Source organism: Nocardioides pyridinolyticus (assembly GCF_054653575.1).
Map to the genome: position 1 here is coordinate 74,888 of NZ_BAAIFY010000016.1, position 23,153 is coordinate 98,040.

The following is a 23,153-nucleotide window of genomic DNA, read 5'->3' on the forward strand; positions in this document are numbered from 1 at the left end:
GCTAGTCATAGGCCGCTTCCGTGAACCAGACCCCGGAATCCCAGGTCAGCAGCCAGGCGCTGCCGTCGACACCGACCACCTGGAAGCGCGCGACCCGGCGTGGGGTCGACTCCCACCACAGCTCCTCGACCGGCCACGGGCCGGCCCAGGCGGCGACCGGCTGCAACGGGTCCGACGGTCCGGGGCGGAACCGCTCGGGCGGGCAGGTCACGCCTCCGCGGTCGTCGACGTCGACCGTGCGGCCACCGGTGCCGAGCACCTCGGCCGCCCACGGGCTGGCCAGCACCCGGGCCGGCGCGGGCGGCGGGATGCTGCCCGGCCACGGCGGGCCTCCCTGATCGGCACGGGGCCGGAGCCCGGTCGGGCGCTCGCCCCACGGCACCAGCGCCTGCCGGTCGGCGGGGCTGCGGCCACCCTGGAGGACCGGCCGCACGACGGCCTCGTGGCCGAGCATCCCCTGCACCCGGGCGATGCCGCGCTCGACCCGCTCGTCGGTGCCGCCCCACAGGCCGTCGGCGTGCACGGCCTCGGGGACGACGGTGAGCGGCTCGAGCCGCACCCGGTCGACCGGCGCGCGCACGTCACCGGCCCGTCTCAGCCCGTTCATGGCGCCCTGGAGCTGCCAGTGCAGGCGGTCGACCAGGTCGGCGGCGGTGAACCAGCGCGGGTGCAGCCAGACCCGCGCGGACGCCGGCTCGGACTCGCCTTCGCAGCGCGCCTCGACCAGCACCTCGGTGCAGACCAGCCGCTGCCGGGCCAGCCCCGCGACGAACCGGTCCGCGGTCTGCCGGGCGCTGAACACGATCGTCTCGGCGGAGTCCAGCGGCGGCTCGAAGTCGACGTGGCAGGCGAGGTCGGGCGGCGGGGTGCGCGCGGCGAGCGGCACCGCGCCGGCGCCGCCGACCACCCGGTGCACCCACGCGACCTGGGCGCCGAACCGGTCGCGCACGTCGGTCGCGGACAGGTCGCCGAGGTCGCCCAGGGTGCGCAGGCCGAGCCGCTTCATCAGGCTGACCGCGTCTCTGCCGTCCCGGGAGTCCTCGATGGCCTCGACCGGCAGCGCGCGCAGGAACGGCACCGACTCCCCCGGCCCGACCACGCGGCAGTCCTGGGGCTCGGCGCGGCGCGCGGCCTGCTCGGCGGTGAACAGCTCGTCGGCGGCGCCGAACCGGCAGTCCCACACGCCCAGCGCGACCAGCCGCTCGGCGAGGATCGCCGCCCCGGCCGGCTCGCCGCCGTGGAACCGGCCCGGCGCGCGCACGGCCAGCAGGCCGGGGCGCAGCGACATGACGCCCGGTCGGATCTCCTCGACGGCAGCCAGCACCGGCTCGAACGCGTGGGCGTCGCGGTCCGGTCTGGCGGCGTACACCTTGATCTCGGGGCAGCGCGACTGCGCGTCGCGGCGCCGCATGCCCCGGCGTACGCCGGCGGTGCGGGCCGCCCCGTTGCAGGCCTGCACGATGTTGGCGCTGAACACCGCTGCCGGCAGGTGGGTGGGCAGCCCCTCGTCGGCCAGCGCCGCGACCACGGGCCAGTCCGGGCACCAGACGGCGAGCACCCTCAACTGGCCGCCTCCACGGCCACGGGTGCGCCCGGCTCGAACACCGTGGCCTCCACCCGGCGGACGGCCTGGTCCTCGGCCGGGAACCACAGCGCGCCGCGTCGCGGCGGCGCCGACCCGCGGTGCGCCTCGACCATGACCCGGCGCGACCGCAGGTGGCCGTGTCCGTCGCCGACGCCGGCCCAGGCGGGCTCGCGCGAGGTCAGCCGGACCTCGGCGCGCGGCCAGTCGCCCAGGGAGACCAGGACGGCGGAGCGCTTGCGGAGCCGGGCGCCGAGCTTCTCCGCCACGTGCTCCGGCACGCGCCCGCGCGGGTGGACCAGCACGACCGTGACGACGTCGACCAGCGCCGCAGTGACCTCGAGCCACTGGTCGCCCGGGTCGGGCACCAGCACGGTGCGGTCGAGGTCGACCCCGAGGGCGTGTGCCGCCTCGGCGCCGAAGTCGTCGACGCCGACCACGCCGCACCAGCCACCGGCCCTCGACGGACCGGCGAGCAGGGTCAGCGCGAGGCTCGCGCTGTCGACGGAGTAGCTTCCTCCCGCCCGCAGCTGGACCAGCCCGGCGAGCGCCGGGTGGGTCTCCAGCGCCAGCCGCGGCACGCCGTTCTCCAGGCGCGCCATCCTGCCCCGGAGCTCGGCGATGGTGTCGAGGGTGCTGGCCACGCCCTATCTTCGAACACCTGTTCGAATGAGTCAACAGCGGGGTCGGAAATGCCGAGTCGGCGCTGTCTCACGCTGAGACAGCGCCGACTCGGCAGGAATGACTCAGCTGTAGAAGGAGTCGATGAGGGCCTTGTTGCGCTCCTCGACGACGTTGCGCTTGACCTTCATCGACGGGGTGAGCTCACCGGACTCGATGGTGAGGTCGTGGTCGAGGATCTCCCACTTCTTCACCGTCTCCCAGCGGTTCAGGCCGGCGTTCATCTGCTCGACGTACTCCCCGATCATCTTCTTGACCGGCTCGGAGTTCACGATCTCGGTGTAGGACTTGCCGGCCATGCCGTTCTCCTCGGCCCAGCCCCCCATCGCGTCGGGGTCGAGGGTGATCAGCGCGGAGACGAAGTTGCGCTCGCTGCCGAAGACGAGGAACTGGCTGGCGTAGGGGCAGACCGCCTTGAACTTCGCCTCGATGGCCGGCGGGGCGACGTACTTGCCGCCGGAGGTCTTGAAGAGCTCCTTGATCCGGCCGGTGATCGTGAGGAAGCCGTCGGCGTCCAGGCTGCCCTTGTCGCCGGTGTGCAGCCAGCCGTCCTCGGTGAGCGTCTTCGCGGTCTCCTCGGGGAGGTTGTGGTAGCCGGCCATGATGTGCGGGCCGCGCAGCATGACCTCGTCGTTCTCGCCGATCTTGACCTCGCTGCCCGGGAGGGCGGGGCCGACCGTGCCCATCTTGTAGTCGTCGGGGTGGTTGACCGTGGCGCCGGCGGCGTTCTCGGTCATGCCGTAGCCCTCGAGGATCTTGATGCCGGCGGCGTGGAACCAGGCGCCGATCTCCGGGTTGAGCGCGGCCGAGCCGGAGATGAAGAACCGCACCCGGCCACCGAACCGCTCGCGCACCTTGCTGAAGACGAGCTTGTCGAACAGGCCGTGCTGGACCTTGAGCGACAACGGCACCGACTTGCCCTGGAGCGTCAGCTCGTCGACCTTGAGTCCGACCTCGAAGGCCTTCTTGAAGATCTTCTCCTTGGCGCCGCCCTCGGCCGCCTGCATGGTGATGATGCGGGCGTAGGCCTTCTCGAAGATGCGGGGCGCCGCACCCATGAACGTCGGCTTCACGACGCCCAGGTTGTCGACGATCTTCTCGACCCGGCCGTCGATCGCGGTGGCGAAGCCGCAGGCGAGCTGGGCCGAGAGCAGCACCTTGCCGAACGAGTGGGCCATCGGCAGCCACAGGAACTGGAGGTCGTCCTCGTGCAGGATGTCCTGCACCTGGATCGCGGTGCCCTCGTAGACCCACGCGCGGTGCAGCAGCCGCACGCCCTTGGGGCGGCCGGTGGTGCCGGAGGTGTAGATCAGCGTGGCGAGCTGGTCCGGCGCGATCGATCGCGCGGTCTCCTCGACGACGCCCGGGTGCTCGGCCAGGTAGGCCTCGCCGAGCTTGGCGAGGTCGTCGAGGCCGATGATCCAGTCGCCGTCCGCCGTCCCGTCGAACGTGACGACCTTGACCAGGTGCGGCAGCTCGTTGCGGTGCGCCTTGAGCTTCGCGATCTGCTCGTCGTCCTCGGCGAACACGACCCGGGACTCGGAGTCACCGAGGATGTACGCCGTGTCGTCGGCGTTCGTCGTCGGGTAGACCGTCGTGGTGGCACCCGCGGCGCACATCACGGCCAGGTCGGCGAGGATCCACTCGTAGCGCGTGCCGGACGCGATGCCGACGCGCTGCTCGGACTGGATGCCGAGGGAGAGCAGGCCCGCCGCGAGCTTCTCCACCAGGTCTCCGGCCTGCCGCCAGGTGACCGACTCCCACGCCTCTCCCCGCGGGTAGCGGAACGCCTCGCGGTCCGCAGACTTCTCGACTCTGTCGAGGAACTGGACGGCGAAGTTGGGCGCGAGGTGGTCGACGAAGCTGGTGTCCGTGTTCTTCATGGTGGGCACTCCTGCAGGGCGGCCGAGAGGGACGGGGTTGCGGAGTAACCTAGATCACGAACCCAACTCACCGGTAGCAAACCCCCCTGTGACGCCTGCGCCACCCCGCGATCACGCCTGGATCACGCCTGGATCACACCTGGGCGGCGGCGTACCGCTCGGCCGAGACCCGTGCCTCGTCGACGAGGTTCTCGACCTTGAGCAGCTCCGGAAGGAGGGCCGCCTCGGTGGTCAGCGCCCGGAACATCGTGCTCACGGTGACGCCGTGGCCCGGTCGGTGCACGACGGTGAGCTCGTCACCGGCGCCGACCTCGCCCTCGACGACCACGCGCAGGTACGGCCCGGGGCGGCCGACCCGGGCGAAGCGCTTCACCCAGGCCCGGTTGTCATAGCCGCCGAGGCCCATCCAGTTCTTGAAGTCGTTGCACGGGATCCGGGTGCTCGCGACCTCGAGCTCGGCGGTGCCGACCCGCCAGCGCTCCCCCACCTCGGCCTCGTTGACGTCGATGCCCTCGGTGGTGAGGTTCTCGGCGAACATGCCGTTGCGGAGGTCCTGACCGAGCTCGCGGCCCCACCAGTCGAGGTCCTCGCGCGCGAAGACGTAGACCGCCTGGTCGACGCCGCCGTGGTGCAACGTGTCGCCGACCGCGTCGCCGTCGAGGCCGAGGGTGTGCGCGGCCACCCGGCCGGCCACCGGGCGCTTGTCCATGCCGGAGTGTCCGAGGTTGGCGTACGGCGCGCGGCGGACCGCGCCGACGTTGACGGAGATCACGGAGGGCACGGGCCCATTCTCGCAGCCGACCGCCTAGTCCTGGACCGATTTGGCGATCGTGACGCACCGGGTGACCCAGGCGGCGTCGGCCGGCTCCCCCATCACGTTGACCACCATCCGGAGCACCACCCAGTCGCGGGCCCGATCCTCGTCGAGACCCGCGGCGTCGACCACGGCGTGGAAGCGGGCCCGGACGGCGCGGCGGACGTCACCCGCCATCTCCTCCCACCGGTTCCACAGCAGCGGCGCGACCTCGTAGTGAGGGTCGCCGCTCAGGGGCTTCGGGTCGATGGCCAGCCAGGGCTCGCGGTCCGCGGCGAGGACGTTCTCGTAGTGCAGGTCGGTGTGGAGCAGCCGGCCGTCGGTGCCGTCGTCGGCGGCGAACGCCCGGGCGATCGCCGCCGCCTGCTCGACCATCCGGCGCGGCACGGCGGCGTCGCGCGGGAGCGTCCGCAGCTCGTCGCCCCAGCGGGTGGCCAGCGAGGACAGGGTGCGCAGCTGCGGAGGCGCCGGCACGTGCAGCCGGCCGTAGAGGTCGGCCACGAGCTCGCACGCCTCGACGTCCCACAGGTCGCCCAGGTCCTCCCGGTGCAGCCTCTCCAGCAGGAGGGCGAACCGCCGCGGGTCCGCCCGCAGCAGCTGCACCGCGCCGTCGCCCTGCCAGTGCTGGAGCGCCAGGGGCTCGTGCTCGGCCTCCCAGTGCGGCCAGCCCACCTTGAGCACCGCCGGCCGGCCCGCGGGCGTGCGCACCGGAAGCACGACCGCGGTACGCCCATGGGTGGCGTCGCCGTCGGTGACGAGCTGCCACTCGTCGAGGAGGTCGCGGACCAGGCCGGGCAGCCGGTCCAGGAAGTCCGACCACCCCGGTCCACGGTCAGCGAGCGCCAGGAGACCGGCGGGCAGGGAGGTCACCGCCCCATCAGATCAGGCGGGCCCTCAGGAGAGGTAGAACGGGACCGCGTTGGCGAGGAAGCCGACCGCCACGGCGAGGAAGCCGACCGCCACGGCGAAGAAGAGGATCACGGCCTCGCCGTAGGCCCAGCCCCGCAGGCCGAGGTAGGCGGCGAACGGGTTGAGGGCCACCGCCACGACCGACCAGACCTGCCCGGTGCCGGCGAAGAAGATGATCTGAACGGGGACCAGGGCGACGAGCGCGAGCAGGAACGTGGAGATGCGTCGACGGCTGCCCGGCGAGGAGTGGTACCGACGCCGGACGACCGCCTCGCGCAGGGTCGTCCGCTGTCCCGAGACCTGGACGTCGTCCGCCATGACGGCGGGATACCCGACGCCGGCTCGTCGAAACGGGCTGCCGCGGGCTACTTCTTCGTCTTCTCGGTCGGCTGTGTCGTCGACAGCGCGGCGACGAACGCCTCCGGGGGGACCTCGACCGTGCCGATGTTCTTCATCCGCTTCTTGCCCGCCTTCTGCTTCTCGAGCAGCTTGCGCTTGCGGGTGATGTCGCCGCCGTAGCACTTGGCGAGCACGTCCTTGCGGATCGCGCGGATGTTCTCGCGGGCGATCACCCGGGCGCCGATGGCGGCCTGGATCGGCACCTCGAACTGCTGGCGCGGGATCAGCTCCTTGAGCTTGCCGGCCATCATCACGCCGTAGGAGTAGGCGGCGTCGCGGTGCACGATGGCCGAGAAGGCGTCGACCGGCTCACCCTGGAGCAGGACGTCGACCTTGACCAGGTCGGCCGCCTGCTCGCCGGAGCGCTCGTAGTCGAGCGAGGCGTAGCCCTTGGTGCGCGACTTGAGCTGGTCGAAGAAGTCGAAGACGATCTCGCCCATCGGCAGCGTGTAGCGCATCTCGACCCGGTCCTCGGAGAGGTAGTCCATGCCCTGGAGGGTGCCGCGCTTGGTCTGGCAGAGCTCCATGATCGTGCCGATGAAGTCGCTCGGGCTGAGGATCGTGGCGCGGACGACCGGCTCGCGGACCTCGGCGATCTTGCCGTCGGGGAACTCGCTGGGGTTGGTCACCTCGTGCTCGGTGCCGTCCTCCATGACGACGCCGTAGACCACGTTGGGGGCCGTCGAGATCAGGTCGAGGTTGAACTCGCGCTCGAGGCGGTCGCGGGTGATCTCCATGTGCAGCAGGCCGAGGAAGCCGCACCGGAAGCCGAAGCCGAGCGCCCCCGAGGTCTCGGGCTCGTAGGTCAGCGCCGCGTCGTTGAGCTGGAGCTTCTCCAGCGCCTCGCGCAGGTCGCCGAACTGGTCGCCGTCGATCGGGTAGAGGCCGGCGTAGACCATCGGGTTCGGGTGCTTGTAGCCGCCGAGCGCCTCGGTCGCGCCGCCGTGCTGGGTCGTGACGGTGTCACCGACGCGGGACTGGCGGACGTCCTTCACGCCGGTGATGAGGTAGCCCACCTCACCGACGCCGATCTTGTCGGCCTTGACCTGCTCGGGGCTGATCACGCCGAGCTCGAGCAGCTCGTGGGTCGCGCCGGTCGACATCATCTTGATCCGGTCGCGGTGGGTGAGCTCGCCGTCGACGACCCGGACGTAGGTCACCACCCCGCGGTAGGTGTCGTAGACCGAGTCGAAGATCAGCGCGCGGGCGGGCTTGTCGGCCTCGCCGACCGGCGGGGGCGTCTCCTGGACGATGTGGTTGAGCAGGTTCTCGACGCCGAAGCCGGTCTTGGCGCTGACCTGGAGCACGTCGCCCGGGTCGCAGCCCACGAGACCGGCGAGCTCGGCGGCGTACTTCTCCGGGTTGGCGCTCGGCAGGTCGATCTTGTTGAGCACCGGGATGATGTGGAGGTCCGCGCCCATCGCCAGGTAGAGGTTGGCCAGCGTCTGCGCCTCGATGCCCTGGGCGGCGTCGACCAGCAGGATCGCGGCCTCGCAGGCCTCGAGCGAGCGAGAGACCTCGTAGGTGAAGTCGACGTGGCCCGGGGTGTCGATCATGTTGAGCACGTAGGTGCCGGGCTCGGCGCCGGCCTCATTGCCGGCGGGGACCGTCCACGGCATGCGTACGGCCTGGCTCTTGATCGTGATGCCGCGCTCGCGCTCGATGTCCATGCGGTCGAGGTACTGCGCCCGGGCAGCCCGCTCGTCGACGACACCGGTCAGCTGCAGCATGCGGTCGGCCAGCGTCGACTTGCCGTGGTCGATGTGCGCGATGATGCAGAAGTTGCGGATGATCGCCGGGGGCGTGTGGCCGGGCAGCGGCGCGGTCGGGTTCGTGGGCACGGATGACTCTCGTCGGACGGTCGCGGACGCCTCCATTGTTCCACCGGCGGGCGAGAAACCCTCACTCACCGCCTGCTGCCGGTCGTGGCGATCCCCTCGATGATCTGCCGCTGGGCCGCGAAGAGACGCCTCTCCGACGGCTCCGCGAGGATGGTCCCCGTGACCGACGTACGCCTCCCGACGACCATCCCCCACGGCCGCACCGCCCGCCGCCTGGAGTGGGCGCACCTGCCGCCGCACCTGCGGGCGCTGGTCGAGAAGCGGTGCGGGTCGCCGGTGGTGGAGGCACGCTCGCAGGGCGCGGGCTTCACCCCGGGGTTCGCGTCGGTGCTGACCTGCGCGGACGGCTCGCGACACTTCGTGAAGGCGGCGTCGCACAAGGCGCAGCGGATGTTCGCGGCGGCGTACCGGGAGGAGGCGCGCAAGCTCGCCGTGCTCCCGGCCGCCGCGCCCGCACCGCGGTTGCTGTGGACCCACGACGACGAGGACTGGGTGGTGCTGTCGACGGAGTACGTCGACGCCCGCGCGCCGCGCCGGCCGTGGCGGCCGCACGACCTGGCGGCGTGCGTGGCGATGGCCGACGGCCTCGCCGCGACGCTGACGCCCCCGCCGGCGGCCCTCGGGCTCACGCCGGCCGAGGAGGAGTTCGCCGACTGGCCGGCGTACTGGGACGCCGTCCGCCAGGTGCCGCCCGGCCCGGCGGAGCGGGTCGACGAGGCGGCCGCGCTGGCCGCGCGCTACCGCGAGGTCGTCGGGGGCGAGACCCTCGTGCACACCGACATCCGCGACGACAACCTCCTGCTGGCCGCCGACGGGCGGGTGCTGCTGTGCGACTGGAACTGGCCCTCGCTGGGCGCCGCCTGGCTCGACACGGTCTTCCTCCTGATCGGCCCGCGCGGCGACGGGCTCGACGTCGACGCGGTGCTGGCCTCGTCCCGGCTCACCCGCGACGTCCCCGCCGAGTCCATCGACATCGTCCTGGCGCTGGTCACGGGGTACTTCCTCATGTCCGCGCAGCAGCCCGTGCCGCCGACCTCGCCGCACATCCGGGACGCCCAGCGGTGGCAGGGTGTGGTCTGCTGGGACTGGCTGGCCGAGCGGCGCGGCTGGTCCTGAGCGGATTTGGGCGCCCGAGCTGCCGCTGCTAGCCTTGTCCGTCGCGTGTCAGGGCTGTTTCCTGCCCGCGCGCACCTCGACGTCAACGACCGATCCACCACGAAACGAAGGCAGCAACAGTGGCGAACATCAAGTCCCAGATCAAGCGGAACAAGCAGAACGAGCGCCGTCACGAGCGCAACAAGGCCGTCAAGACCGGCCTGAAGTCTGCCGTCCGCAAGTTCCGTGAGGCCGCCGAGGCCGGCGACAAGGACGCCGCGGTCGCCGCGGGCCGCGACGCCGCCAAGAAGCTCGACAAGGCCGCCTCCAAGGGCGTCATCCACAAGAACCAGGCCGCGAACCGCAAGTCCGCGATCGCCAAGAAGGCCGCCTCTCTCTGATCTCACCGCCCGTCAGCTCTGACGGGCCGATCGGTCGTCGCACTGACCCGTCAGGACCTCGTCCTGGCGGGTCAGCGGCATTTGGGGCGCGCCTCGTCGTCGCTATACCCACGGACGTCCCTGTTGCTCCAGGCGCCCAGCAACGACAGGACCGTCCGTGGCTATGCCGCCGCCACGTCGCCAGACGGCTACCGGTCGTCGCGCAGGTCGGTGACGGTGAGGACCAGGCGCTCGAGCGTGTACGACGCGTCGCTGGCCGCACCCTTGATGTCGGCGTCGGCCTGGGCGATCGCCCGGATCGCCTGCCCGATCCCGGTCTCGGTCCAGCTGCGGGACTGCTGGCGCAGCGTGCGCAGCTTCCACGGCGGCACGCCGACCTCGCGGGCGAGGTCGTTCTCGGACATCCGGCCCGGCGCGGCGAGGTAGCGCGCGAGCCCGCGGGCACCGCCTGCGAAGGCGGACGTGACCAGCACGGGCGCCGTACCGCCGTCCAGGGCCCAGCGCAGCTCCTCGAGCGCGGCGGTGCGCTGGCCGTTGAAGGCGGCGTCCGCCACCGCGAACGACTTGGCCTCGGCCCGCCCGCCGAAGTACTGCTTCACCTGCTCGGCGCCGATCGGCTGGCCCGCGAAGTCGTTCGCGAGCTGGCTGGCCGCGGCGGCGAGCGCCCGGAGGTCCTGGCCGACGGCCTGGACGAGCGCGTCGGCGGCGTCGCGCTCGATCGTGGTGCCGTGGCTGCGGACCTCCGCCGCCACGAAGCCGGGGAACTCCGAGGGCCGCAGCTCGCCGGACTTCGCCTCGGTCACCGTACCGAGCTTGCGCAGCTTGGTGAGCACGCCGGAGCCCTTGGGCCCGCCGCCGTGCACCAGCACCAGCGCGACCTCCTCGGCCGGGCTGCCGGCGTAGTCGAGCAGTCCGGCCACCGACTCCTCGGGCAGGTTCTCCAGCGACCGGACGACCACGCAGCGGATGCTCGAGAACAGCGACGGCGCCGCCAGCTCGCCGAGCGTCGCCAGCGACAGCTCGGAGGCCACGGTCTCCGAGAGCTCGGCCTCCGGGTCGTGCTTGCGGACCGCGTCGCGGACCGCGCTGACCGTGCGCTCGTTGAGGAACTCCTCCTTGCCGGTCACCAGCGTGACCCGGCCCAGGACGTCTGACGCGCGCGGGGAACCAGCCATGGTGCGCTCACCCTATCCAGAGGCCACCGACAGCCGGCCGTGCTCCACGACGACCGCGATGTCCCCCTCCTCGTCGGTGCGATGGACGGCCGTCCCGGCCGCCGTGAGCGGGTCCAGCGTCTCGGGTGCGGGATGGCCGTAGTCGTTGTCCTCCCCCACCGACACCAGCGCCACTCGGGCACCGAGGGACAGCAGCCAGCCCTCGTCCTGGTAGCGGCTGCCGTGGTGCGGCACCTTGAGCACGTCGACCCGCAGTCCGGGCAGCATCCGGGCCAGCCGGGCCTGGGCCGGCGGCTCGACGTCACCCGTCAACAGCAGGCGTACGCCGCCCACCTCGGCCACCAGCACCACGCTGGCGTCGTTCGGGTCGTCGGCGACCCACCCCGGCGCCGGCCACACGGCCTGCATCGTCACCGCACCGACCTGCCGGGGCTCGCCGTACGCCACGGGCGTGCGCTCGACGGCACCCACCGTCCGCCCGTCGAGCACGCCCGGCAGCCCGTCGACGTGGTCGGCGTGCGGGTGGGTCAGCACCACGAGCGGCACCTGCTCGACGCCGAGCCGGTCCAGGCAGCGGTCGACCGCGGCCGGCTCCGGCCCCGTGTCGACCACGACGGCGCTCGCCGGGCCGGCGTTGAGCACGAGCGCGTCGCCCTGCCCGACGTCGCAGGCGACCAGCACCCAGCCGTCCGGCGGCCAGCCGAGGCTCGGCGGGCGCACGAGCACCGCGACCACCAGCAGCGTGCAGCAGGCCGCACCGGCCACCGGGCGGCGGACCAGCCGCGGCCCGGCGAGCGCGATGGCCGCCACGAGCACGGTCAGCAGCGCGAGCGCGACCACGCCGGTCCCCCAGCCGACCGCAGCGGTCGGCAGGTCCGCGCCCCGGGTCGCCACCGTGACGATCCAGGCCACGCACCAGCCGGCCCCGGTGCCGAGCAGCCGCCCGGCCGGGTCCCACGCGAGGCCGACCAGGCCGGCCCCGAGCCCCAGCACGGTGGCCGGGCCGACGACGGGCGCGACGGCGAGGTTCGCGACGACCGCGACCAGGCTGACCTGGCCGGAGATCGCGGCGACCACCGGCGTGCAGGCGAGCTGGGCCGCGAGCGGGATCGCGATCGCCTCCGCCGCCCAGCGCGGCAGCCAGCGGGCCAGCGCGTCGCGCCACGCCGGCGCCAGCAGCAGGATCCCGGCGGTCGCGAGCACGGACAGCGTGAACCCCGCCAACACCGCGAGCGCCGGCTGGACCAGGAGCAGCACGAGCACGGCGACCCCGAGCGCCCGCGCGCCGCGGCGTCGTCCGTCGGTGCCCATCGCGAACAGGGCGACCGATCCCATGACGGCCGCGCGGAGCACGCTGGGCTCGGTCCGGGCCAGCAGCACGAACCCGACGATCCCGCAGGCGCCGACCAGGTAGAGCCACCGGCCGCGCACCCGGCACCAGCGGGCGAGCACGAGCAGGAAGCCGACGACCAGCGTCAGGTTCGTGCCGGACACGGCGAGCAGGTGGGTGAGCCCGGTGGTCCGGAAGTCGGCGGCCAGCGCCTCGTCGACGAGGGCGTCGTCGCCGTCCACCAGGGCCGGCACGAGCGCGCGCTGGGCGTCCGGCCGGTGGGCGACGGCGTCCCGGACGGACGCCCGCACCGCGGCCGCGGCGTCCCACCACGGGTCCGGGTCGGCCAGGAGCTCGGGCGGCCCGCGGGCTCCGAGCACGCCGGCCAGGTCGTCGCCGTCGGCCGGGCCGAGCGTGCCTGAGGCCCGCACGGTGCTGCCGAGGGCGGCCTGCTGCCAGCCGTCGTCCCCCATCACCAGGACCGGGACCGCGACGGCGTAGGTCGTGCCGCGCCCGGTGATCCGGCGGACGTCGACGCGGGTCAGGACCACCTCTCCGAACCGGCCCTCCCGGACCCGCGGGTCGGAGCTGACCGTCCCGGTGATCGTCACCGCGGCGCCGTCGGCCGCGAGGTCGGCCGCCGGGCTCTCGCTGACCAGCTCGGCCCGCAGGGTCGCGACCGCGGCCACCCCCGCGAACACCACCACGACCCCGGCGACCGTGCGGCGCCGGCCGAGCGCGAGCCAGGCGAGCGGGCCGGCCAGGGCCACCGCCACCGACCACCAGCCCAGCCACCCGGCGCTGAGCGCGGCCGCCCACGCGGTCCCGCCGAGCAGCAGCATCCGGACGTCCACGAGCGCTCACACCGTCACGTAGGGGGCGATCTGCTCCAGCGTGGCGTCACCGATGCCGTCGACCTCCAGGAGCTCGTCGACCGCGGTGAACCCGCCGTTCTCCTCGCGCCAGGCGAGGATCGACGCGGCGGTCACGGGCCCGACCTCGGGCAACGTCTCCAGCTCCGTCTGGGAGGCGGTGTTGAGGTTGACCAGCGGCCCGCCCGGCGCGCCGGCCGAGGGCTGCACGGCCGCCGCGACCCCGCCGGGTGCGGGGACGCCGACGACGACCTGCTCCCCGTCCACGAGCACGCGCGCGAGGTTGAGCCCCGACAGGTCGACGCCCGGGCGTGCCCCTCCTGCGGCCTCGAGGGCGTCGACGACCCGGGCGCCGGCGTCGAGGACGACGATGCCCGGCCGGCGCACCTTGCCGGCCACGTCCACGGTGACGGACTCCGCCGGCGAGGCCGACGCCGCCACCGGCGACATCTCGGCGAGCGGAGACGCCACGCCCGCGGGCTCCAGCGTCGGCGCCTCGATCCGCTCCGGGGCGCCGCGGACCACCCACCAGCAGGTGACGGCGAGGCCGACGGCGACCAGCACCGCCACCACCGCCAGCTGAGGCGGCCCCAGCGCGAACCGGGGCCGCCGCGACGCGTGTCGCCCGGGCAGCGGGATCTCGGGGGGCTCCGGTTCCGGTGGCCGGTCCGCGCTCAGCAGCGCGAGCCGGCGGGTGACGGCGTCCTGGTGCTCGGCGGTCGGTCGGCGAGTGGGCATGCGGCGACGCTAGGCAGCGCCCCCGACGCTCCGTGCCGAGCCGACGACGAGCTGGGGATGACGCCGCAGGAGTCCGCGCCTGTGGACGGCGAGCGGGTCGGCGCCCCTCAGACGCGCGGCGAGACGCAGACCGCGATCATGCCGGGGCCGACGTGCGCCCCCAGGACCGCGCCGAGCTCGCCGCACCACACCGATCGGCCCTCGAGCTGGCCGGCGAGCCGCTCGTGGAGCCGGTCGGCCAGCTGCGCGGCGCGGTCCGGGCTGGCCAGGTGGGAGACGCAGACGTCGACCGGCCTGTCGCCGGCGGCCTGAACGGCGAGCTCCTCCAGCCGGGCCAGGGCCCGGCCCGAGGTGCGGACCTTCTCCAGCGGCGCCACCCGCCCGTCGGTGATCGTGAGGAGCGGCTTGACCGCGAGCGCGCCCCCGAACAGCGCGTCGACGGCCCCGATCCGGCCACCGCGGCGCAGGTAGGCGAGGGTGTCGACGTAGAAGAGCGACACCGCGGCGTCGGCGCGGGCGCGCGCCGTGGCGGCGGCGTCGTCCGCCGTGCCTCCCGCGTCGAGGACGTCGGCGGCGGCGAGCGCGGCGAAGCCCGTGGCGACGCCCACCTGCCGGGTGTCGACCGGCAGCACCCGGATCGACGCGTCCCGGGAGGCGAGCTGGACGGACTCGAAGGTGCCGCTCATCTCCCCGGACAGATGCACGGACACGATCTCGGTGGCGCCGTCCCGCGCAGCCTGCTCGTAGACCTCGACGAGCGCGGCCGGGCCCGGCCGCGACGTGCTGACCGGCTTCCACTCCTTGAGCGCGGCCGCGACCTTCTCCGGCGTGGCGTCCTCGGACCCCTCGTCGTAGACGGTCGCCCCGATGACCACCTGGAGCGGCACGACCACGATGCCGCGCTCGACCGCCAGCTCCGGAGGGAGGCTGGCGGTCGAGTCGGTGACGACCACGACCGGCATGGCCTGAAGGCTAGACGACGACGTTGACCAGCTTCGGCGCGCGCACGACCACCTTGCGCACCGGCCGGCCGTCGATCGCCTTCGCCACGGCCGGGTCGGCCAGGGCCAGCGCCTCCAGGTCGGCCTCGGCGATGTCGGGGGCGACCTCCAGGCGGGCCTTGACCTTGCCCTGGATCTGCACGATCGCCGTGACCGTGTCCTCGACCAGCAGCGACGCGTCGACCGCCGGCCAGCCGGCGCGCGCGACGGTGGGCTGGTGTCCCAACCGCTCCCACATCTCCTCGGCGGTGTACGGCGCCACCAGCGACAGCAGGATCGCGACCGCCTCCACGGCCTCGCGCACGGCGGGATCGGCCGGTCCGCAGCCGGAGTCGATCGCCTTGCGGGTGGCGTTGACCAGCTCCATGACGCGGGCGACCATGACGTTGAACCGCAGCGACTCCACCAGTTCGGCCGCGTCGTGCACCGTGCGTGCGGTCACCCGGCGCAGCGCCTCGTCGCCGCCGACGGCCGGCGTCCCCGGCTCGGACGTGACGTCACCGGAGAGCCGCCACGCGCGCTGCAGGAAGCGCAGCGAGCCGGCCGGCGACATGTCGGCCCAGTCGATGTCATCCTCCGGCGGGCCGGCGAAGACCAGCGTCAGGCGTACGGCGTCCACTCCGAAGGCCGCAAGTTGCTCCCCCAGACTGACGCCGTTGCCCAGCGACTTGCTCATCTTCTTGCCCTGGTTGATGACGAAGCCCTGGTTCAGCTGGGCCGCGAACGGCTCCCGGACCTCCAGCATCCCCATGTCGGCCAGCACCTTGGTGAAGAAGCGCGCGTACAGCAGGTGCAGCACGGCGTGCTCGACACCGCCGACGTAGATGTCGGCCGGCATCCAGGTATTCGCCCGGGCGACGTCGAACGGGCCGTCGGTGTAGTCCGGCGAGCAGAAGCGCAGGAAGTACCACGACGAGTCGACGAAGGTGTCCATCGTGTCGCTGTCGCGCTTGGCCGGGCCGCCGCACGTGGGGCACTCGACGTTCACCCACTCCTCGGCCGCGGCCAGGGGGGACACGCCCTTGGGTTTCAGGTCCGCGCCTCGCAGCTCGGGCAGCTCCAGCGGCAGCTGGTCGTAGGGGACGGCGACCTCGCCGTCCTTCTCGCAGTGGATGATCGGGATCGGCACGCCCCAGTAGCGCTGGCGGCTCAGCAGCCAGTCGCGCAGGCGGAAGTTCACCGCGCCCTTGCCGGTCCCCTGCTGCTCCAGGAAGTCGATCGTGGCCCGCTTGGCCGCCGCCACGTCCAGGCCGTTGATGTCCAGCGGGGCGTCGACGCCGGGGGCGGGCGAGTTGATCGCCGGGCCCTCGCCGTTGTAGGCCTCGCCGTCGTAGCCCTCCGGGGTCTGGGTGGTCCGGATGATGTCCAGGCCCATGACCGTCGCGAACTCCCAGTCGCGCTGGTCGCCGCCGGGGACGCCCATGACCGCGCCGGTGCCGTAGTCGGCCAGGACGTAGTCGGTGGCCCAGACGGGGATCTGGGTGCCGGTCACCGGGTTGGTCGCCGTCACGCCCAGGTCGACACCGGTCTTCGGGCGGTCGGTGGACAGCCGCTCGATCTCCGTCTCCTTGCGGATCTCCTCGCGGTAGGCCTCGAACGCCGGCCGCTGCGCGTCGGTGACCAGCTCGTCGGCCAGCGCGGAGTCGACCGCCACGACCATGAACGTCGTGCCGAAGATCGTGTCGGGACGGGTCGTGTAGACCGTGATCGGCTCGTCGCGGCCCTCGACCCGGAAGTCGACGTGGGCGCCCTCGGACCGGCCGATCCAGTTGCGCTGCGCGCTGACCACGCGCGCCGGCCAGGTCGGCTCCAGGTCGTCCAGGCAGTCCAGCAGCTCCTGGGCGTACTCGGTGATCTTGAAGTACCACTGGGTCAGCTCGCGCTTGGTGACGTCGGCGCCGCAGCGCTCGCACCTGCCGTCGACGACCTGCTCGTTGGCCAGCACGGTCTGGTCGTTCGGGCACCAGTTCACCGGGCTGTTCTTGCGGTAGGCCAGCCCGCGCTCGCGGAACTTCAGGAACAGCCACTGGGTCCAGCGGTAGTACTCCGGGTCGGAGGTGTGCAGTCGCCGGGACCAGTCGAAGGAGATGCCGTAGCGCCGGAACGACTGGTACTGCGTCTCGATGTTCGCGTAGGTGTACGTCGCCGGGTGCTCGTTGTTGCGGATGGCGGCGTTCTCCGCCGGCAGGCCGAAGGAGTCCCAGCCCATCGGGTTCAGCACCTCGTAGCCACGCTGCCACCAGTACCGCGCGATCACGTCGTGGAGAGCCGTCACCTCGGCGTGACCCATGTGCAGGTCGCCGCTGGGGTAGGGGAACATCGTCAGCGCGTACCGCTTCTCGCGCGGCGAGTCGTCGTCGGCGCGGAAGGGCTGCAGCTGGTCCCAGACGGGCAGCCACTTGTCCTGGACGGCCTCGACGTCGTACGTCTCCTGGTCGCTCATCTCGTCTCTCTCATGCGTGTGGTGGGGGCTCTGGCTCCGGGCACAAAAAAGCCCCTCGGAACGAGGGGCAGCCGCGTCGATGGTTGCTGAGTCGACGCGGCTAGGTAAGGAGCAGGATCCTCCGCATGGGCTCAGGATACCCCGGCGGTACCGATCGCTACAGTCGCGGCATGCCTGATCATCGGACCGTCACCGACCTGTTCCGCCTCGACGGCAAGGTCGCCGTCGTCACCGGCGCTTCCAGCGGCCTGGGGGTCGCCTTCGCCCGGGGCCTCGCGGAGGCCGGGGCCGACGTCGTCCTCGGCGCCCGCCGCGTCGACCGGCTGGCCGAGACCGCTGTCCTGGTCGAAGCGACCGGCCGCAAGGCGCTCAGCGTCGAGACCGACGTCGCCGACCCCGAGGCGTGCACGAACATCGTCGCGCTGGCGATGGAGGAGTTCGGCCACGTCGACGTGCTCGTCAACAACGCCGGGATCGGCACCGCCGTGCCGGCGGTCCGCGAGACGCCCGAGCAGTTCCGCCAGGTGATCGACGTCAACCTCAACGGCTGCTACTGGATGGCGCAGGCCTGCGGCCGCGTGATGCAGCCGGGCTCCTCGATCGTCAACATCAGCTCGGTCCTCGGCCTCACGACCGCGGGCCTCCCCCAGGCGGCGTACATCGCCTCGAAGGCGGGCCTGCTCGGCCTCACCCGCGACCTCGCGGCCCAGTGGACCGGCCGCAAGGGCATCCGCGTCAACGCGATCGCGCCGGGCTTCTTCGCCTCCGAGATGACCGACCAGTACCACGAGGGCTACCTGGAGTCCCAGGCCCAGCGCATCCCCGCCGGCCGCACCGGCGATCCCGCCGAGCTCGCGGCGGCGGTCGTGTTCCTGGCCTCCGACGCGGCGGCGTACGTCACCGGCCAGACGCTGGCGGTGGACGGTGGCCTGACGATCGCCTGACCGCCGAGTCGGCGCTGTTTCATGATGAAACAGCGCCGACTCGGCGTGGGTCAGCGGCGGCGGAAGGCCACGCAGACCGACGGGCGGGGGAAGTCGTCGGTGTGCGGCCAGGTGCTGAGCTGGTTCTCGAACGTGGCCCCGTCCAGCTCGCCCGGGTGCTGGACGGCGAAGAACAGCGACCGGCTCCGGTCGGCGATGAGCGGGCCGCAGGCCTCGGCCCCGCGCGGCATCGTGACGAACTGGAGCACCTGGCCCCGGTTCGGGCCGGCCACCGGCACCCGGAAGATGCCGTCGTTGGAGCCCAGCGCGTTGCCGTCGGTCGAGATCCAGAGGTTGCCCTCGTCGTCGAAGGACACATTGTCCGGGCACGAGATCGGGCTGATCCTGCTCCGGTCCACGAACCCGCCGAAGTAGGTCTCGGCGGCCGCCGGGTCGCCGCAGATCAGCATCAGGTCCCAGGTGAACGCCCTGGCGGCGTGGTCGTCGCCCGCCGCGGTCATCTCGAGCACGTAGCCGTTGCGGTTGCCGCTGGCCGGGGTCAGCGGGGCGCCGAGGGACGAGCGCACCATCGAGGAGCCGACCGGGTTGGCCTCGTCGACCGGGAGGCTCGCGCTGCCGCGGTTGGAGTTGTTGGTGAGGGCGGCGTAGACCTTGCCGTTGACCGGGTTCGGCTCGACGTCCTCGGGGCGGTCCATCTTCGTCGGCGCGACCTGGTCGGCGGCCAGGCGCGTGAAGATGAGGACGTCGGCGATCGACATGCCCTCGACGTACGACGTGGTGTCGCTGCACAGCGGGATCCACTCGCCGGTGCCGTCGTGCCGGCCGTCGGCGGTGCCGTCACCGGTGAGCCGGGCGACGTAGAGCGTGCCCCGCGAGAGCAGCGACTTGTTCCTCTTCCGGGCCGCGGCGTTGCCGCGGCGGTCCACCTTGCTCCTGGAGACGAACTTGTAGAGGTAGTCGCCCCGCTCGTCGTCGCCCATGTAGGCGACCGCGCGGCCGTCCTTCGCGAGCACGATGTTGGCGCCCTCGTGCTTGAAGCGACCGAGCATCGTGTGCTTGACCGGGTCGGCGTCCGGCTCGAACGGGTCGACCTCGACGATCCAGCCGAAGCGGTGCGGCTCGTGCGGCTCCTGGGTCAGGTCGAAGCGGACGTCGACGTCCTTCCAGCCCTTGGTGCCGGTGCCGGTGATGCCGTAGCGCGCGTACTGCGCGGTGTAGTGGGGGTCCAGGTCGCCCGACTTGTCGAAGTACTGGTTGAAGTTCTCCTCGCCCGAGAGCACCGTGCCCCACGGGGTCGTGCCGCCGGCGCAGTTGTTGAGCGTGCCGAGCACGGCCCTGCCGGTCGGGTCGGCCGACGTCCGCAGCCGGGCGTCACCCGCCGCCGGGCCGTCGAGCACGAAGCGGGTGTCGATGTGGATGCGGCGGTTGTACGGCGTGGCGGAGAGGTTCTCCTCGCGGTACCACGACCCGGGCACCAGGCCCCGCTTGATCGCCACGACCGACATGCCGTGGTTCATCATCGCGATGGCCTTGATGTCCTGCGAGGTGTAGACGCCGGTCGGGAACATGAGGTTCTCGTCGGTGTACTCGTGGTTGACCACGAGCAGCGCGCGCCGGGAGTCGCGGTCGATCGGCAGCACGCCGACGTAGTCGCAGTTGTAGCCGAACTGCATCTTCGCGGCCTGAGGCGTCTGCCGGTACGCGTCGAACTCGGGCGCACCGGGCACGACGGGGTCGCCCCAGCGGATGACCACGTCGTGGTCGAAGCCCGGCGCCGTGGTGACCGCGTCGCGCTTGTTCGGCTTGACCGGCGTGAACGCGGCGCGGCCCAGGTGCGCGGTGCCACCCGCCTTGCCGGCGTACGGCGCGGGGCCGACTGCGGCGGCGGAGCCCGCGGTCGCGGTGGCGGCGAGGCTGCCGACGACGAGGGCCCCGGTGCCCTTCAGGACCGCGCGGCGCTGCACCGCCTTCGCGATCTCGTCCTGGACGTGGCCGTGGTCCGTGGGGTTCGGCTCGGACTTGTCACAGGCGTTGCCGCAGCGGAAGAAGCAGGTGAGGTGGCTGCGGGAGCCGTGCCGGAAGCCGGACACGGGCCGCAGCGGGATCAGGTCGCGCGTGGCGGGGACAGTCATGGCCGGGACCGTAGGGACACCCGGTGCTGCGCCGGCGTGCGGCGGGTGACGGGTCGGTGAACGTGAGGACGCCAGGAGACAAACAGTCAGACCTGACGGCATGTTGCCGGGCATGGCGCTGCGAGTGGTCGTGATCGGAGCCGGGTTCGGCGGGCTGGGCGTCGCCCATGCCCTGCGGCAGTCGGGCGTGCGGGACGTGACGATCCTGGAGCGCTCCGACGACATCGGCGGCGTATGGCGCGACAACACCTACCCGGGGGCCGCGTGCGACGTCCCGTCCCCGCTCTACTCCTGGTCGTGGGCGACCAACCCCACCTGGGGGCGCCGCTACTCCGTCCAGCCCGAGATCCTCGACTACATCCGGCGCACCTCCGAGCAGCACGGCCTCCTCGACCTGGTGCGGTTCGGCACCCACGTGACCGCGCTGGAGTACGTCGACGGGACGTGGCGCATCACGACGAGCCAGGGCGTGCTGGAGGCCGACCTCGTCGTCGCCGCGACCGGCCAGCTCTCCAACCCGGTCATCCCGGAGATCCCGGGCGCGGACACGTTCGCCGGGCCGGCGTTCCACTCCGCCCGGTGGCGCCACGACGTCGACCTCACCGGCAGGCGGGTCGCGGTGGTCGGCACCGGCGCGAGCGCGATCCAGTTCGTACCCGGCATCGTGGACCGGGTCGGGTCGATGACGGTGTTCCAGCGCTCGGCGTCGTACGTCGTCCCGAAGCCGGACCGCGCCTACACCCCCGGACACCACCGGATGTTCGAGCGCCACCCCGCCGTGCCCGCGGGCGAGCGCCGGCTCACCTACTGGATCACCGAGCGCTTCAACGGTGCCCTCGAGGGCACCTCCCCCATCACCCGGCCGCTGATGGCCTCGATGCGCGCGGCGTGGCGGCTCCAGCTGCGCCGCCAGGTGCGCGACCCGGAGCTGCGGCGCGAGCTGATGCCGGGCTACGAGCTCGGCTGCAAGCGCGTGCTGTTCTCCAACGACTGGTACCCCGCGCTCGACCGCGACCACGTCGACCTGGTGACCGAGCGGATGACCGCCGTCGAGCCGCACGCGGTCGTCACCGCGGACGGCGTCCGGCACGCCGCCGACGTGCTGATCTGGGGCACCGGCTTCGCCGCGACCGACTTCCTCGGCGGGCTCGACGTCCGCGGCGCCGACGGCCTCTCGCTCAAGGAGGTCTGGGCCGACGGCGCCCGCGCCCACCTCGGCATCACCGTCCCCGGCTTCCCGAACCTGTTCACGATCTACGGCCCGAACACCAACCTCGGCGGCAGCTCGATCATCAACATGCTCGAGTCGCAGGCGGGCTGGATCGCCCAGGTCGCGCGCCGCGTACAGGACGGCCGCGCCCACCGGGTCGCGGAGCGGCACGACGTCTGGGAGCGGTACGACGCCGAGATGCAGCGTCGCCTGGGCGACGGCATCTGGGCCGGCTGCGACAGCTGGTACCGCGACGGGCGGCGGATCACGACCAACTGGCCCGGGCTGGTGGCCGAGTACAAGCGGCGTACCGCCGTCGTCGACTGGTCGGAGCTGGAGGAGGTCGGCTGACGACGCCGGACGTCATACGAGGTGGTCGCCCGGACGACCGGCGCGTATGACGTCCCGCTCGGCGCTCAGGCGGAGCCGGCGATGTTCACCATCCAGTCGACTCCGTACTTGTCGGTGAACATGCCGAACGAGTCGCCCCAGGGCGCCTTCTCCAGCGGCACGGTGATGCTGCCGCCCTCGCTCAGGCCGGTGAACCAGGCGCGCAGCGTTGCCTCGTCGTCGCCGCTCAGCGAGATCGAGCCGTTCGCGATGTCGCCGCCGGTGTCCATGTGGCTGGGGACGTCGGCGCCCATCAGCTGCACGGAGTCCGACACCGACAGGGCCGAGTGCATGACCAGGTCGGCCTCGCTCTCGGCGACCTCCATGCCGCCCTGGTCGGCGAAGGTCATCACGTCGAGCTGGCCGCCCAGGACCGACTGGTAGATGCACCGCCGGAGAACGGAAGGCCGGCGCCCACGGCGCCCATCGCGCACGGGGCGCCCACGGAAAGCGAGAAGCCCGGCGCACCGCGCCGGGCTTCCTCTCTGTTCGGTGGTCCTGACGGAACAACAATTGAACCGCTCTCCCCTACTAAAGCGGCTCTTCACAGTTGAGGGTGTAGGGAGCTGGGGTCTGAATGAGCGGCTGGACGAGATCGAACGGCTGGCCCTGGAGCCATATGAGTCGCCGGCGTTGATCCGCCGGCGACGTCAGGGTCGGATCGATCCGGCTCGAGTCGCGGGGCTAGTCGCGGCTTATGAGGCCGGGGCCACCATGCGCGAACTTGCCGCAGCGCAGGGCGTTGATCCGTCGACCATCAGCTTGCTGCTAAAGCGGGAGCACGTGGTGAGTCGAGGGCGGGCCACGGTCATCCACGCGCAAGCCGGCAAGGCTCGGGACTTGCGTGACCAGGGCTGGTCGATGCAGCGGATTGCTGACCACTACGGCTGCTCGGTGACAACGGTGTGGCGGATCCTCCACCGGTCAGGCGCTGAGCCTTGTGCTGGCCGGTGAGGCCAGCGGTTCAAGCTAGTCTGCAACGATCCCATCGAGCAATTGCGGGAAGCGCCCGCAGGACTGCGTGGTGGGTTGGCCTCGCAACCCTGGCACTGGACTCTCAGGCCCTAAACCCGGATCCACCGATGGCCATTTTGGTGATTGCGTGATCGGGATTGGCGGGGTTTGAGGGGTCGGGGGCGTGTTGATCTGCCGGACCTCGTTGTCCGGGTCGTCCACAGTGATCCTCGGTCGCGCAGCGGTGGCTGCTGGGTGGTCAGGCCGCGAGGACGGGTGGTGGGTCGCTGACTCGGTCGAACAGTGCGGTCCAGGCGGGCTGCCAGGGCCAGGCTCGGGGCAGGTGCAGGGTGATGCGG

At 72.4% G+C, this 23,153-nt stretch carries 19 protein-coding genes; 5 read left to right on the forward strand and 14 right to left on the reverse strand.

The features are described from left to right. Window position 1: 1 nt before the first annotated feature. The 7 genes from ACYQ0U_RS14805 to lepA all read right to left on the reverse strand — a co-directional run bounded on the left by ACYQ0U_RS14805 (window position 2) and on the right by lepA (window position 8,145). Window positions 2-1,558 carry a DNA polymerase Y family protein gene (locus tag ACYQ0U_RS14805; RefSeq protein ID WP_459974227.1) on the reverse strand — a complete coding sequence of 519 codons (1,557 nt, stop codon included), beginning with the start codon at window positions 1,556-1,558 and terminating at the stop codon, window positions 2-4. A gap of 2 nt (window positions 1,559-1,560) precedes the next feature. After that, complete coding sequence (locus ACYQ0U_RS14810; RefSeq protein WP_459974186.1) at window positions 1,561-2,226, reverse strand: hypothetical protein; 666 nt, start codon at window positions 2,224-2,226, stop codon at window positions 1,561-1,563. Between the two features lie 102 nt (window positions 2,227-2,328). Continuing rightward, window positions 2,329-4,146: an AMP-dependent synthetase/ligase gene (locus ACYQ0U_RS14815; protein ID WP_459974188.1), complete on the reverse strand. Its 1,818-nt coding sequence runs from the start codon at window positions 4,144-4,146 to the stop codon at window positions 2,329-2,331. A gap of 133 nt (window positions 4,147-4,279) precedes the next feature. Continuing rightward, a complete protein-coding gene (locus tag ACYQ0U_RS14820; RefSeq protein WP_459974190.1) occupies window positions 4,280-4,927 on the reverse strand; it encodes an MOSC domain-containing protein in 648 nt (215 codons plus the stop codon). 24 nt (window positions 4,928-4,951) lie between these two features. Beyond that, window positions 4,952-5,830 (reverse strand): aminoglycoside phosphotransferase family protein, encoded by an 879-nt coding sequence (locus ACYQ0U_RS14825; protein WP_459974192.1) that lies wholly within the window; start codon window positions 5,828-5,830, stop codon window positions 4,952-4,954. A 24-nt stretch (window positions 5,831-5,854) separates the two neighbouring features. Next, window positions 5,855-6,187, reverse strand: coding sequence for a hypothetical protein (locus ACYQ0U_RS14830; protein ID WP_459974195.1), 333 nt, complete (start codon window positions 6,185-6,187; stop codon window positions 5,855-5,857). A 47-nt stretch (window positions 6,188-6,234) separates the two neighbouring features. Further along, a complete protein-coding gene (gene lepA / locus ACYQ0U_RS14835) occupies window positions 6,235-8,145 on the reverse strand; it encodes a translation elongation factor 4 (protein WP_459974197.1) in 1,911 nt (636 codons plus the stop codon). A gap of 123 nt (window positions 8,146-8,268) precedes the next feature. Between lepA and ACYQ0U_RS14840 the strand changes: the two genes are divergently transcribed. Continuing rightward, the gene (locus ACYQ0U_RS14840; RefSeq protein ID WP_459974200.1) at window positions 8,269-9,225 is read left to right on the forward strand and encodes a phosphotransferase family protein; all 957 of its coding nucleotides are present in this window, start codon (window positions 8,269-8,271) and stop codon (window positions 9,223-9,225) included. A 119-nt stretch (window positions 9,226-9,344) separates the two neighbouring features. Continuing rightward, on the forward strand, window positions 9,345-9,605 hold the full coding sequence (gene rpsT, locus ACYQ0U_RS14845) for a 30S ribosomal protein S20 (protein WP_440902790.1): 261 nt from the start codon (window positions 9,345-9,347) through the stop codon (window positions 9,603-9,605). Window positions 9,606-9,793: 188 nt separating this feature from the next. On the opposite strand, the gene holA is transcribed toward rpsT, so the two are convergent. From holA to leuS, 5 genes are all read right to left on the reverse strand, one after another. Continuing rightward, a complete protein-coding gene (gene holA, locus ACYQ0U_RS14850; RefSeq protein ID WP_459974203.1) occupies window positions 9,794-10,780 on the reverse strand; it encodes a DNA polymerase III subunit delta in 987 nt (328 codons plus the stop codon). A gap of 12 nt (window positions 10,781-10,792) precedes the next feature. Further along, on the reverse strand, window positions 10,793-12,964 hold the full coding sequence (locus ACYQ0U_RS14855; RefSeq protein WP_459974205.1) for a ComEC/Rec2 family competence protein: 2,172 nt from the start codon (window positions 12,962-12,964) through the stop codon (window positions 10,793-10,795). Window positions 12,965-12,970: 6 nt separating this feature from the next. After that, complete coding sequence (locus tag ACYQ0U_RS14860; RefSeq protein ID WP_459974207.1) at window positions 12,971-13,720, reverse strand: helix-hairpin-helix domain-containing protein; 750 nt, start codon at window positions 13,718-13,720, stop codon at window positions 12,971-12,973. A gap of 107 nt (window positions 13,721-13,827) precedes the next feature. After that, on the reverse strand, window positions 13,828-14,682 hold the full coding sequence (locus ACYQ0U_RS14865; RefSeq protein WP_459974209.1) for a DegV family protein: 855 nt from the start codon (window positions 14,680-14,682) through the stop codon (window positions 13,828-13,830). A 10-nt stretch (window positions 14,683-14,692) separates the two neighbouring features. Next, a complete protein-coding gene (gene leuS / locus ACYQ0U_RS14870; RefSeq protein WP_459974211.1) occupies window positions 14,693-17,164 on the reverse strand; it encodes a leucine--tRNA ligase in 2,472 nt (823 codons plus the stop codon). Window positions 17,165-17,334: 170 nt separating this feature from the next. Between leuS and ACYQ0U_RS14875 the strand changes: the two genes are divergently transcribed. After that, window positions 17,335-18,108, forward strand: a complete 774-nt coding sequence (locus ACYQ0U_RS14875) for an SDR family NAD(P)-dependent oxidoreductase (protein ID WP_459974212.1) — start codon at window positions 17,335-17,337, stop codon at window positions 18,106-18,108. A gap of 50 nt (window positions 18,109-18,158) precedes the next feature. On the opposite strand, the gene ACYQ0U_RS14880 is transcribed toward ACYQ0U_RS14875, so the two are convergent. Further along, window positions 18,159-20,240 carry a PhoX family protein gene (locus tag ACYQ0U_RS14880; RefSeq protein ID WP_459974214.1) on the reverse strand — a complete coding sequence of 694 codons (2,082 nt, stop codon included), beginning with the start codon at window positions 20,238-20,240 and terminating at the stop codon, window positions 18,159-18,161. 112 nt (window positions 20,241-20,352) lie between these two features. Here ACYQ0U_RS14880 and ACYQ0U_RS14885 point away from each other — a divergent pair, with 112 nt between their 5' ends. After that, on the forward strand, window positions 20,353-21,801 hold the full coding sequence (locus ACYQ0U_RS14885; protein WP_459974215.1) for a flavin-containing monooxygenase: 1,449 nt from the start codon (window positions 20,353-20,355) through the stop codon (window positions 21,799-21,801). A 65-nt stretch (window positions 21,802-21,866) separates the two neighbouring features. Here the strand turns inward: ACYQ0U_RS14885 and ACYQ0U_RS14890 are convergent, their stop codons facing one another. Beyond that, the gene (locus ACYQ0U_RS14890) at window positions 21,867-22,388 is read right to left on the reverse strand and encodes a VOC family protein (protein ID WP_459974217.1); all 522 of its coding nucleotides are present in this window, start codon (window positions 22,386-22,388) and stop codon (window positions 21,867-21,869) included. Between ACYQ0U_RS14890 and ACYQ0U_RS14895 the strand changes: the two genes are divergently transcribed. After that, the gene (locus ACYQ0U_RS14895; protein ID WP_459974219.1) at window positions 22,333-22,794 is read left to right on the forward strand and encodes a helix-turn-helix domain-containing protein; all 462 of its coding nucleotides are present in this window, start codon (window positions 22,333-22,335) and stop codon (window positions 22,792-22,794) included. The two genes, ACYQ0U_RS14890 and ACYQ0U_RS14895, sit on opposite strands and share 56 nt — an antisense overlap. Window positions 22,795-23,153: the final 359 nt, after the last annotated feature.

Excerpts from the sequence above, each read along its gene's own strand:
- ACYQ0U_RS14815 (WP_459974188.1), bottom strand. The coding sequence starts at position 4,146 with ATGAAGAACACGGACACCAGCTTCGTCGACCACCTCGCGCCCAACTTC.
- ACYQ0U_RS14830 (WP_459974195.1), bottom strand. The coding sequence starts at position 6,187 with ATGGCGGACGACGTCCAGGTCTCGGGACAGCGGACGACCCTGCGCGAG.
- lepA (WP_459974197.1), bottom strand. The coding sequence starts at position 8,145 with ATGGAGGCGTCCGCGACCGTCCGACGAGAGTCATCCGTGCCCACGAAC.
- holA (WP_459974203.1), bottom strand. The coding sequence starts at position 10,780 with ATGGCTGGTTCCCCGCGCGCGTCAGACGTCCTGGGCCGGGTCACGCTG.
- ACYQ0U_RS14860 (WP_459974207.1), bottom strand. The coding sequence starts at position 13,720 with ATGCCCACTCGCCGACCGACCGCCGAGCACCAGGACGCCGTCACCCGC.
- ACYQ0U_RS14865 (WP_459974209.1), bottom strand. The coding sequence starts at position 14,682 with ATGCCGGTCGTGGTCGTCACCGACTCGACCGCCAGCCTCCCTCCGGAG.
- leuS (WP_459974211.1), bottom strand. The coding sequence starts at position 17,164 with ATGAGCGACCAGGAGACGTACGACGTCGAGGCCGTCCAGGACAAGTGG.
- ACYQ0U_RS14875 (WP_459974212.1), top strand. The coding sequence starts at position 17,335 with ATGCCTGATCATCGGACCGTCACCGACCTGTTCCGCCTCGACGGCAAG.
- ACYQ0U_RS14880 (WP_459974214.1), bottom strand. The coding sequence starts at position 20,240 with ATGACTGTCCCCGCCACGCGCGACCTGATCCCGCTGCGGCCCGTGTCC.
- ACYQ0U_RS14885 (WP_459974215.1), top strand. The coding sequence starts at position 20,353 with ATGGCGCTGCGAGTGGTCGTGATCGGAGCCGGGTTCGGCGGGCTGGGC.